General features: G+C 71.0%; 8 protein-coding genes. 3 read left to right on the plus strand and 5 right to left on the minus strand.

Features of this window, described 5'->3' with window-relative positions; genetic code table 11:
• Positions 1-157: 157 nt before the first annotated feature.
• The 3 genes from ACFVYI_RS04615 to ACFVYI_RS04625 all read right to left on the minus strand — a co-directional run bounded on the left by ACFVYI_RS04615 (position 158) and on the right by ACFVYI_RS04625 (position 5,520).
• Positions 158-1,633 (minus strand): APC family permease, encoded by a 1,476-nt coding sequence (locus ACFVYI_RS04615; RefSeq protein WP_387881518.1) that lies wholly within the window; start codon positions 1,631-1,633, stop codon positions 158-160.
• A gap of 756 nt (positions 1,634-2,389) precedes the next feature.
• The gene (locus tag ACFVYI_RS04620; protein WP_387881520.1) at positions 2,390-3,847 is read right to left on the minus strand and encodes an ATP-binding protein; all 1,458 of its coding nucleotides are present in this window, start codon (positions 3,845-3,847) and stop codon (positions 2,390-2,392) included.
• Positions 3,844-5,520, minus strand: a complete 1,677-nt coding sequence (locus ACFVYI_RS04625; RefSeq protein ID WP_387881522.1) for an FAD-dependent oxidoreductase — start codon at positions 5,518-5,520, stop codon at positions 3,844-3,846. Before ACFVYI_RS04625 ends, ACFVYI_RS04620 begins: the two co-directional genes overlap by 4 nt.
• A 467-nt stretch (positions 5,521-5,987) precedes the next feature.
• Here ACFVYI_RS04625 and ACFVYI_RS04630 point away from each other — a divergent pair, with 467 nt between their 5' ends.
• The 3 genes from ACFVYI_RS04630 (at position 5,988) to ACFVYI_RS04640 (ending at position 10,021) form a co-directional block, all read left to right on the plus strand.
• Positions 5,988-8,093, plus strand: a complete 2,106-nt coding sequence (locus tag ACFVYI_RS04630; RefSeq protein WP_387881524.1) for a SpoIIE family protein phosphatase — start codon at positions 5,988-5,990, stop codon at positions 8,091-8,093.
• A 355-nt stretch (positions 8,094-8,448) separates the two neighbouring features.
• The gene (locus ACFVYI_RS04635) at positions 8,449-8,961 is read left to right on the plus strand and encodes a hypothetical protein (protein WP_387881526.1); all 513 of its coding nucleotides are present in this window, start codon (positions 8,449-8,451) and stop codon (positions 8,959-8,961) included.
• Between the two features lie 37 nt (positions 8,962-8,998).
• Positions 8,999-10,021 (plus strand): alcohol dehydrogenase, encoded by a 1,023-nt coding sequence (locus tag ACFVYI_RS04640; RefSeq protein WP_387881528.1) that lies wholly within the window; start codon positions 8,999-9,001, stop codon positions 10,019-10,021.
• Positions 10,022-10,096: 75 nt separating this feature from the next.
• Here ACFVYI_RS04640 and gndA read toward each other — a convergent pair whose 3' ends face one another.
• Positions 10,097-11,542, minus strand: coding sequence for an NADP-dependent phosphogluconate dehydrogenase (gene gndA, locus ACFVYI_RS04645; protein WP_387881529.1), 1,446 nt, complete (start codon positions 11,540-11,542; stop codon positions 10,097-10,099).
• Between the two features lie 9 nt (positions 11,543-11,551).
• Positions 11,552-11,812 (minus strand): co-chaperone GroES, encoded by a 261-nt coding sequence (locus tag ACFVYI_RS04650; RefSeq protein ID WP_387881531.1) that lies wholly within the window; start codon positions 11,810-11,812, stop codon positions 11,552-11,554.
• Positions 11,813-11,856: the final 44 nt, after the last annotated feature.

Here is an 11,856-nt window from a genome sequence, read left to right on the forward strand (position 1 = left end):
ACCGTCCGTACGAAGACCCGGCCGGCCGGTCCGGCGCGGAGCCTGCGGGGTGGACCGGCGGCCCGGACCCGGCGGCGCGAAGTCCGCCCGCCCGACCGTTGACCGAGGTACGGCACCCGGTTCCAACGCGTGAAGCACTTTCCGCGTCAGTGTGCCGTCAGTGTCGGAAGGCGTTCTCGTCTCCCGGCTCGGCCGCCAGCACCTCGCGGTCGAAGGCCAGCATGCCGAGGAAGAACAGCCCGCCGACGAGGAGCAGGCCGACCACGATCACGACGGGGGTGAGTGCCTCCGCGGGCGTCACCAGCACGAACAGTGCGACGAGCGTCCACACCAGTGCGCAGACCGCGACCGGCAGCTCAAGGCGCCCGAGGTCGAACGCGCCCTCCTTTCGGCTCAGCCCGCTACGGACGGCCAGGTAGAGGACGACCGTCGAGCCGTAGGTGACCGCCGGGAGGATCGTCGATGCCGTGACGAGCTTCAGCAGTGCGTCGCCCGGCAGTGCGACCATCATGACGACCCCCAACACGAAGATCAGGACCGTCGCCGGGATCGGCGTCCTGGTGCGAGGGCTGACGCGCCGCATCAAGCGGTACGCGGGGAACCGCGAGTCGCGCGACATCGCGTAGACAAGCCGTGAGCATGCGACCATCACCACGATCCCGGCGCCGAAGAACGCGATGGTGATCGCGACCAGCAACGACCTCTCCGCCACCGAACCGAGACGTTCCCGCATGATCGCCGCGACCGGCGAGCCCTCGGCGCTGATCCGAGGAATGTCCTCGATCGCGACAGTGAGTGTGATCAGGAACAGCATGCCCAGAAGTCCGGCCGCAATGACCGATCCCACGATCGCGCGCGGGACGGTGCGATAGGGATCCTTGGCCTCCTCCGCCAGGTTGGCCGCGGAGTCGAAGCCGACGAGCGTGGCGAGGCCCATGATCATGGCAAGCATCAGCCCGCCGCCGACGGCGAAGTAGTCAGGGGCGTCCTCGGTGATGCCGCGCGAGGTGAGGTTGCCGGCCGAGCCGTCACCTGCGACCACCACTGCGACGACCAGCGCGATCGCCACCACCACGACGAGCGCCAGTTCAAGTCCCACGGCGACTGAGTTGATCAAGCTGACGAGGCGCGTCGAGGCGATCGCGAGCAGGGCCTGGACGAGCAGCACCACCAGCGTGATCAGGCGTGCCGTCTCCTCGTTCTCGTCGATGCCGGCGAGCGGCATGAACGCCTGACTCGCCAGCGCGTTGTCGATCGCCACCACGCCGATCGCCAGGTAACAGAAGGTCAGCCAGCCGAACCACCAGCCGACCCTGGGGTTGGCCAGCCGCGAGGCCCACTGATAGGAGGAGCCACTGAGCGGGATGCGGGCCGCGAACTGCGCGACCACCAACGCCACCAAGGTCTGCCCCACCGCCGCGATCACCCAGAGCCAGATACCGACCGGCCCCGAGGCCTGCAGCACCTCGTCGAATGTCGCGAAGATCCCGACCGCCACCGAGATGAACGCGAACGAGATCGCGAACACCTGGAACGAGCCGAGCGTCCGCTTCAGCTCCTGCTGGTACCCCCCGAGCTCCACGGCCCCTTCGCCGTCCTGCGCGTCAGTCGAAACCTCCGCCACCTCGGCCACCTCTCCTCACCTTGGTGCCTCCGCCTCCGTGGGCAGCGGAAAGTCCCTCCCAGTGTTCCCTCGGGGACACCTGGGCCGGGTTCGCCATGAGCAATTCACGTGATCACGCCCCGGACGGACGCCGCCGTTCGGGGGCTCACCGATGACGACCGAGCGCCGGGCGAAGGCACCCGGCGGCCGCCACCGGAAGGGCCCGACCGTTGTGCCGCGCGGTGGACAGGGTGGTGGCCGCGCACCAGAACCTCGATTTGACCAGCGACGACACGGTTTCGAGGACCGCCCGGTCCTCGGCGTCGAGGTCGGCGGAGGTCCTGTGCCGCGGCTACAGGAGCGCACGCTCGTCCGTCCGGGCAACCCACACGAACGTCCGACCCGCTGTGCGCTCGCTCGTGGCCACCCTGGCGAAGCAGGAGCACGGCTCATGACGTGGGTGGCCAGGTTCATGAACGGGTCGATGCCGGTGTGTGGTTCGGTGCGGCCGAACGCCTTGGCCCGGTGGACGACGTAGGCACCCAGGTAGGCCGGCGCGCCACCGCGCCCGTAGGTGTGGTTGACGCGCATCGCGCGGGTCTGGCCCGGGACGAGGGCGGGGTGGCAGTGACAGCGGGTCAGTGATGAAGATCCAGGCGATCCTTTGACCCGGGGGGCTCTCGGGATGTCAATGGCCTGTCGGGTCCCACCTGTTGAGTCTGGGACGCCGTTGACGGCCGGCTCATGGGGCGACGGGCGTGGGCAAGTCGATCGGCTTGTCGGTGGTCACGGCAACTCCTGCGGCGTGTCGGGCTCTGCGGGGTTGATCGGGAGGCGGACCTGGAAGCGGGTGTCGCCCGGGGCCGACTCAAGTCGCAGGTCGCCGCCGTGCCGGTTGACGACGATGCGCCAGGAGATGTCCAGGCCGAGACCGGTACCTTCGCCGGCAGGTTTGGTGCTGAAGAACGGGTCGAAGACCCGACTCTGTACGTCGGCGGGCACACCGGGGCCGGTGTCGCGGACTTCGACCAGCACCTGGTTCCCGTCCTGTGCGGTGCGAACGGTGAGCGTGCCGCCGGCGCCGGTGCTGCGGATGGCCCAGGCGGCGTTGTCGATCAGGTTCGTCCAGACCTGGTTCAGCTCGGCGGGGTAGCCGGGGATGCCGGGCAACGTGCGGTCGTAGTCGCGCACGACGGTGATGCTCGGGCCGATCTTCGCGGAGAGCAGCAGCAGCGTACTGTCCAGCAGCTCGTTCACATCAGCATTCTGGTACGGGGCCCGGTCGAGCTGCGTGTATTGCTTCGCCGCACCGACGAGTGCGGAGACGCGGTGCGTGGCGTCCTCGATCTCGTCGAGCAGGAGCTCGGCCTCCACCGTGCAGCTCAGCCAGTTCAGTGCTCTTCCGAGCAGGTCCTCGGGCAGAGCTCCGGCTATCCGGTCCAGCCAGTCGATGCCCAGACTCGCCTCGACGAGGACCGGCGCCAGCTCCCAACCGTCGGCGACGCCGTGCGCCTCCAGCCAGTCGCCGATCTCGTCCTCGCGGTCCGAGGCTTCCAGCGGGTTGAGCGCTGAGGCCTGCCCCATCCGGCCGATCGTCATGTCCTGCAGTTCCCTCAGGTGCGCCAGATCCCCGCCTCGGCGTGGCTCGGCCGCGAGCTCCGCGAATTCGCGGCGCACCCGGGCGATGCGCTCCCGCAGGGCCGAGGTGGCGCGTACGGCGGCAGCCGCGGGGTTGTTGAGCTCGTGGGTGAGTCCGGCTGTCACCGACCCGAGGGCGAGCAACCGCTCCCTCTGGCCGACCGCCTCCTGGGTGCTTTTGAATCCGAAGAACAGACCCTCCAGCAGGTGGACGGCCATCGGGAACCAACTGCGCATGATCTCCGCGAAGGCTTCCGCGGGCAGCACGAAGAACCTGGACCGCTCGGTCGCCCGGAGCGAGTTGTTGTACACCTGCGGCACCTGGTCGCCGAGGTAGGCCTGGAATGCCCCGGCGTACACGCCGGGCACGGATGTGCGGCTGACATCCACCTGCTGGCCGCCGACGCTGCGCGAGACGACCACGGTCCCCTGGAACAGCACGAACAGGCTCGCCGCGAGATCGCCCTCCCGGTACACGGGGCCCGGGTCGAACCATTCGACGTGGCCGTCCCGGCACAGCCGGGCGAGTTGGTCGGGGGTCAGCTTCTCGAACAGGAACAGCGTCCTCAGCTCCTGCTCGTCGCACTTCTCCTGCGCGAAGGTCATGACTGCTCCAGGTACCGGTGCGCGAGCATGACGGCCATGGCGCCCTCGCCGACCGCGGAGGCGACCCGCTTGGCGGACTCCGCGCGCACGTCTCCGGCCGCGAACACCCCTGGCACGTTGGTTTCGAGGTGGTAGGGGGCCCGGTCCAGCGGCCAGTCGGCCGGAGGGCGCCCGTCGGTGGTCAGATCGGGGCCGGTCAGCACGAAGCCTCGCGGGTTCCTGAGCACCGCGTCGTCCAGCCAGTCGGTCAGCGGTGCCGCGCCGATGAAGACGTACATCCACTGAGCGTCAACGGTCTCGGACCTGCCGGTCACACTGTTGCGCAGGGTCAACCCGTCCAGGTGTTCCTTGCCGTGGGCGGCCTCGACGACCGTGTCCGTGAGCACCGTGATGGTGGACGCGTCCTCGACCCGCTGGAGCAGGTAGTAGGACATCGAAGAGGCCAGCTCCGGTGCCCGCACCAGCAGGGTGACCTTCCGGGCGCTGCGGGAGAGGAACATCGCGGCCTGGCCGGCGGAGTTCGCACCGCCGACGATGTACACCTCCTGCCCTTGGCAGGCGGCCGCCTCCGTCAGGGCCGAGCCGTAGTAGACCCCGCGCCCGGTCAGTCCGGCCGCCCCCGGCACGTCCAGTTGCCGGTAGGACACACCGGTCGCGAGGATCACGGTGTGTGCTGAGACGGCGGAGCCGTCGGAGAAACGCAGCGTGCGTGCCGCCCCCTTCACTTCCAGGCCGGTGACCCTGCACGCCGTGAGCAGCTCCGCGCCGAATCTCGTGGCCTGGCGGCGTGCCCGGTCGGTGAGCTGCGCGCCGGAGACGCCGTCGGGGAAGCCCAGGTAGTTCTCGATGCGGGAGCTCTGGCCCGCCTGTCCACCGGTTGCTTCGCGTTCCACGAGGACTGTGCGCAGCCCCTCCGAGGCTCCGTAGACGGCCGCCGCGAGGCCGGCGGGGCCGCCGCCGACGATGACCAGGTCGTAGAAGTCGGCCGCGGGGGTGGTCGACAGCCCTACGTGGGCGGCCAGGTCCCGCTCGGCGGGCTCAACGAGGGCAGTGCCGTCCGGGGTCACCACCAGGGGCAGCCGCAGACCGTCCTGCCCTGCGGCGACCAGCAGACGTCCGCCCTCCGGCTCCTCGCTGGAGTACCAGCGGTACGGCACCTGGTTGCGGGCGAGGAACTCCCTGATCTGGGAGGAACGAGCCGACCAGCGGTGGCCGACGACCTTGGTGACGTCCACGGCATGGCCGTCGTCGGCCCGCCACGTCTCCAGCAGGTCGTCCACCACCGGGTACAGCTTCTCCTCGGGCGGCTCCCACGGCTTGAGCAGGTAGTGGTCGAGATCGACGACGTTGATGGCGTCGATCGCGGCGTTGGTGTCGGCGTAGGCGGTGAGCAGCACCCGTCGGGCTGCCGGGAACAGATCGAGCGCCGCTTCGAGGAATTCGATGCCGTTCATCTGCGGCATCCGGTAATCGGCCAGGATCACCGCGACCGACGCGCCCCGCAGCTTCAGCACGCGCAGCGCCTCGAGCGCCGAAGCGCCGGACTCGGCGCGGACCACCCGGTAGTCCTCCCCGTAGTGGCGGCGCAGGTCACGGGCGACGGCCCGGGACACCGCAGGATCGTCGTCCACGGTCAAAATCACGGTCCGCACCTCATCGGTGTCCTCTGCCATGTTTCACCACCCAGGACTGTCGCAGGGCCGGAGGGGGAGCATCCCTTCCAGTCTGATCGCTGGTACGCGGTGCGGCCCGCCGTCGCGGCACTCGCGAAGCAGAGCGGGGCTCGGGGCCCGGGGGCTTGCCCGCGGCCCGACCACCCGGTCGATCAGCCCTGACGGGCCTTGAACAGTCCTAGGCGCTCCGGCTGGCTGCCGTTGTTCGGTCGCCGACGGGGACAGAGCGTAGCGGGCGGTGTCCGCGAGCGACTGCGGGGGAAGCCGGGGTCACGCCCGTCATTGATGAGGGAAATCGTGCACCTGCTGGCGGGCGAGGGCGCCTGAGCTGTCCAGCGGGCCTGCGCGGAGAGACGATGGAGGGCACCGGGACGGAAGGCGAGGTCAAGCGACGGAGCTGGATCGGGCGAGGCCGCCAGTAGAGGCGAGGCCGCCAGTAGAGGTGGCGGGCAGGAGGAAGGCCGGGAATGAGCGCCTCCGATGCGGACCGGCCCCTGGCTGGCGCGGTGCGGGCTGCCGCGTCCGAGCCCGGTGGCCTGCTGGACCTGCTGGGTGTGGCCGCAGCGGTGTTGGACGCGGATGGGCGGGTTGCCCTGTGGAGCCCGCAGGCTCAGGATCTCTTCGGTTGGAGCGCCGAAGAGGCGCTTGGCCGGTACGCGGCCGAGCTGCTGGTCGCCGAGGAGAACCGGGGTCTGATCCTCGAACTGTTCGCCGAGGTGATGGGTGGCGGCGGGCACTGGGCGGGGGTGTTCCCGGTGCGGCACAAGGACGGCAGCACCCGGCTGGTGGAGTTCCGCAACATGCGGTTGCAGGACGAGCGCGGCCGCCTCTATGCCTTGGGGATCGCCACCGACGAGGCCACGCTACGCGGCGTCGAACGCGATCTGGCCCTGTCGGCGCGGATGGTGGCCCAGTCCCCGAACGGGCTGGCGGTGCTGGACACCGACCTGAGGTACGTCCTGGTCAACCCGACGCTGGAGCGCATCAACGGCCTGTCGGCCGAGCAGCACCTCGGTCGCGAAGTCCGCGACGCGCTGCCGTTCCTCGACACCGAGGTCGTCGAGTCCGCGATGCGCCAGGTACTGGCAAGCGGCAAGCCGCTGGTGGATCAGTTCACGGTCGGCCGCACGCGTGCCGATCCGGACAGCGACCACGCGTGGCGAGCGTCGTACTTCCGGCTGGAGGACTCTGCCGGGCGGGTGATCGGCCTGGCCGTCTCGGTGGTGGACGTCACCGAGCAGCACCGCGCGGCCGCCGAGGCCGCCCGCGCCCGACAGAGACTGGCACTGGTCGCCCAGGCGTCCATAAGGATCGGCACCACCCTCGACCTCGGCCGGACCGCCCAGGAACTGGCCGACTTCGTCATCCCCGACCTCGCCGACGTCGCCGCGGTCGACGTTCTCGACTCGGTCCTGAGCGGACGCCCGCCCACACACGGGCCGGTCGTGGGACCGGTGACCCTGCGGGCGCTGGCCGTGGCGGCGGCCCACCCCGCCGACGCCTTGCGCGCCGCCGACCCGGTCGGGGAGATCGCCAAGTACGACGCCGACCGCCTGGTCACCCGGTGTGTGACCACCGGCCGACCAGTGCTCGTGGCCCACGTGACGGGCGAGGACCTGCCTGGCATTGCCCGAGACGGCGAGGCCGCAGCCGTGCTGGCCCGAGCAGGCCTGCGCTCCTACCTGGCGGTGCCGCTGATCGCCCGCGGCGAGGTGCTCGGCGCCCTGGACCTCAAGCGCGTGCGCGATCCGCTGCCGTTCGGCGAGGACGACATCGTGCTGGCCGAGGAGCTTGCCGCCCGCGCCGCCGTGTGCATCGACAACACCCGCTGGTACCAAAGCCAACGCAACACGGCCCTGACCCTGCAGCGCCACCTCCTGCCGCACGTGCCCACACGGCCCGTCGGTCTCCAGGTCGCCTCCCGGTACCAGCCCGCAGGACGCGCCGCACTGGCCGGCGGTGACTGGTTCGACGCCATCACGCTGGCCGGCGACAAGACCGCCCTGGTCGTCGGCGACGTGATGGGCCATGACATCAACGCCGCCGCGAGGATGGGCCAGCTGCGCACCGCCACCCGCACCCTGGCCGATCTCGACCTCGACCCCGCTCAGGTGCTGCACCATCTCGACCGCGTCACCGCCGAACTCGACGAGACCATCGCCACCTGCGTCTATGTCGTCTACGACCCGCACGGCAGGCGATGCCGCATCGCGCTGGCCGGCCATCCGCCCCCCGTACTGGACCGCCCCGGTCGGGCGCCGGTGCTGCTGGAGCTGCCCCCGGGCGCGCCGCTGGGCGTCGGAGGCGTCCCGTTCGAGTCCGCCTGCGTGGAGCTGGCGCCCGGTGACCGGCTGCTCCTGTACACCGATGGCCTGGTGGAGACCCGTGATCAGGCCTTCGACACCCGCCTTGATGCCCTCATGAGCCTGCTTCGCGGGCCCAGGCTCTCGCTGGAAGCAACCTGCGACCGTCTGCTGACCTCCCTGCGGCGGGCAGATGACGACGATGACGACGTGGCCCTGCTCATCGCCGAGGTCCACTCGGCTCCGGGCCCGGTCGGACACGCGGCGTGAGGGATGCGAACGCCTGCGCCAAGGTGGCGATCGCCTCGCTCGCATACCCGCAATCACGTTGCGGATGCAGCACCGGCCCGACAGCGCTGACGGCTCACATGGACCGGCTCCTCGGGTGTCGACCCAGTGGCCATCTCTTGCCCTTCGTGGTTTCGGTGACGCACGCGGCCACGGCCCGGACAACCCAGCGAGCGCGCAAAGCGCACCGTGGAGATCGGGGTCTGCCGCTCCGGGGTCGCACCGACGGCGTTCGGCGTGTGAATGGTGGGGAACGCGCCGGGTACGGGAGCCGGGCGCCACTGTGGGAGAGCATGCCGTCAGGGACATCGAATCGCTTGTACGCACCCGCCGCGCCTTGCACGCGGTCGCGGAGCTGGTCCTGGCCGGACCACAGTTCCGAACCAGTGGCACGATCAGGCTGCGCGCCTCCCTCGGAGGCTTCGCCACCCGGTCCGAGCCGAACGCGCAGGTCGTCGGCGCGGATCTGGTGGCGCCCGGGCAGCGCCTCTTCCTGGAACGGACCACTTGCGCCGCGCTGGCGGCTGCGATCGGGGTCACGGTCGGTGCGCCCGCGGGGCTCTACCAGGGCGGATCCGGTGTCGGCACCGAGGACGTGATCGAAGCCGATCCGCAGCCGGCGCACTGGATCGCGCACGGTTTCGCGGCCGGCGATGCCGCACTGCGCCGGATGTTTCCCGGGGCGGATCCGGTCATCTGGCCCGAGCACTTCGACGTCGACGTGACCGTGGCCGCGGTCGACTACGGGGTCTCCCCGGGCGATGGCTTCCAGGCGGAGCCCCCGCCGTGCGTGATCGAGCCGGAACTGATGTGCTGGGCGCGGGAGTGCCTGATGCGGGGGATGCCGTAGCAGTAGCTGGTCGTGCCAGTGCTTGGGAGAGATCCGGATGAGTACCTATCGAGTCGCACAGGTCCCGGCCGCCGGCGGTCGCTTCGAGATCGTCGAGCGTGACCTACCCCGGCCGGGCCCGGGCCACGTACGGGTGGCGGTGGAGGCGTGCGGGATCTGCCACAGCGACGCCGCCTTCGTGGACGCCCTCCTGCCGGGCGTTCGGTTCCCGCTGGTACCGGGCCACGAGATTGCGGGGCACATCGAGGCCGTGGGCGAGGGCGTCCACTCGGGTTGGCAGGTGGGCGATCGGGTCGCGGTCGGCTGGTTCGGCGGCAGCTGCGGCCACTGCCGGCGCTGTCGACAGGGCGACTTCATCGTCTGCGAGGCCCTGAAGGTGCCCGGCTGGGCCTACGACGGGGGGTACGCCGACGCGGTGATCGCACCGGTGGACGCCCTGGCCCGGATCCCCGACGGGCTGTCGCCGGCCGAGGCGGCCCCGCTGGGCTGCGCGGGCGTCACGACGTTCAACGGACTGCGGCGCAGCTCCGCCGAGCCGGGCGATCTGGTCGCGGTGCTGGGCATCGGCGGTCTCGGCCACCTGGCGGTGCAGTACGCGGTCGCCATGGGCTTCGAGACCGTGGCCATCGCCCGCGGGGCCGCCAAGGCGGACTTCGCCAAGGAGCTCGGTGCGCACCACTACGTCGACAGCACGGCGGGCGCCGGCGCCGGGGAGGCGCTGCAGTCGCTCGGCGGAGCACAGGTGGTCCTGGGAACGGCCGCGAACTCCGAGGCCATCACGGCGACCGTGGACGGTCTGGCCAGCCGGGGCGAGCTGGTGGTGATCGGCGCGGACGCCGCACCACTGGGCATCAGCCCGAACCAGCTGCTCATGAGCGGCAAGATCATCCGCGGCCACCCCTCGGGCACCGCGCAGGACGTGCAGGACACCATGGAGTTCAGCCTGCTCCACGGCATCCGCCCGATGGTCGAGACGGTACCGCTCGACGGGATCACCGCGGCCTACGACCGGATGCTCGCCGGCGCCGCCCGCTTCCGGATGGTCGTCACCACGGGCTGACCGGCGCGCCCGCGTGCCACGGCCCCACCGGGTGAACCCGGTGGGGCCGTGGCACGCGTCATGCGGCCGGGCCGGTCAGCGCTCCTCCTCCGGGCGGTCCGCCTCCTCCCAGCGGGTGTGGAAGACCCCGTCGCGGTCGACCCGCCGGTAGGTGTGCGCGCCGAAGAAGTCCCGCTGCCCCTGGATCAGGGCGGCCGGCAGCCGCTCCGCCCGCAGGCTGTCGTAGTACGCGAGCGCGGTCGCGAAGCCCGGCGCCGGCACGCCCAGCTGCGCCGCCGTCGACACCACCCGGCGCCAGGCCGACTGCGCGGACCCGAGCGCCTCCCTGAAGTGGGCGTCGGTCAGCAGGGTGGGCAGCGCCCGGTCCTCGTCGTACGCGGCCTTGATCCGATCGAGGAACCGGGCCCTGATGATGCACCCGCCGCGCCAGATGGCGGCCATCGCGCCGGGGTCGATCTGCCAGGAGTACTCGGCGCTGCCCGCCTGGATCTGGTTGAAGCCCTGGGCGTACGCGACCATCTTGGAGGCGTACAGGGCCTGCTCGACGTCCTCGGCGAAGCGGTCGGAGGCGGCGCTGTCGAGCCAGGTCTCGGTCGGTCCCGGCAGGCCGCGGCCCGCCTCGCGCAGGGGCACGCTGCCGGACAGCGAGCGGGCGAAGACCGCCTCCGCGATGCCGCCGACGGGGACACCGAGCTCCAGCGCGGTCTGGACCGTCCAGCGTCCGGTGCCCTTCTGCTCGGCCCGGTCCAGCACGACGTCGACGAAGGGCCGCCCGGTCTCCGGGTCGGTGTGGGCGAGGATGTCCGCGGTGATCTCGATCAGGTAGGACTCCAGCCGCCCTCCGTTCCAGGTGCGGAAGACCTCGGCGATCTGGGCCGGCTGCATGCCCGCGGCGTGGCGCAGCAGGTCGTACGCCTCGGCGATCAGCTGCATGTCCGCGTACTCGATGCCGTTGTGGACCATCTTGACGAAGTGGCCGGCACCGTCCGGTCCGACGTGCGTGCAGCAGGGCCTGCCGTCGACCTGGGCCGCGATGTCCTCCAGCAACGGCCCCAGCAAGCGGTACGCCTGCGCCGTGCCGCCCGGCATGATGCTGGGCCCCTCCAGCGCGCCCTGCTCACCGCCGGAGATGCCGCTGCCGACGAAGTGCAGCCCGCGCTCGCGCAGGGCGGACTCCCGCCGTCGGGTGTCGAGGAAATGGGCGTTCCCGCCGTCCACCAGCACGTCGCCCTCGTCGAGCAGCGGGACGAGCTCGTCGATGACCGTGTCGGTCGGGTCACCCGCCTTGACCATGATGACGATCATGCGTGGGCGTTCGATCGCCGCGACGAATGCCTCCGGCGACTCGGCCGGGACGAACTCGCCTTCGTGGCCGAACTCCTCCAGCAGGGCGTCGGTCCTGGCCTGCGTGCGGTTGTGCACGGCGACGCGGTAGCCGTGGCGGGCGAAGTTCCTGGCCAGGTTGCGGCCCATCACGGCCAGTCCGGTGACGCCGATCCGGGCCTTCGGCTGCTCGGTCATGAGGCTCTCCTACTCGGCGGACAGCGAGAGGACCTCGTCCTCGGGGACCTCCAGGTACGTCTCCCCCTCGACGTCGATCGCCGAGCCGGAGAACGTGGCGAAGACGATCCGGTCGCCGACCTTGACGTCCACCGGGTGCGGCTTGCCGCTCTCCAGTTGCCGGCCGGGTCCCACCGCCACCACCTCGCCCGTACGGGTGTCGGCGTCCGCGGCGGGTTCCCCGATCGGCCTGACGACCAGGCGATCGTGCTCCGGGTGGAAGTCGGGCATGGGGTGCTCCTCTGAACTGGGCGGTACGGGTGCAAGCAGGGGAC

The sequence above is a fragment of the Kitasatospora sp. NPDC058218 genome, assembly GCF_042882445.1.
Taxonomy (GTDB): Bacteria; Actinomycetota; Actinomycetes; order Streptomycetales; family Streptomycetaceae; genus Kitasatospora.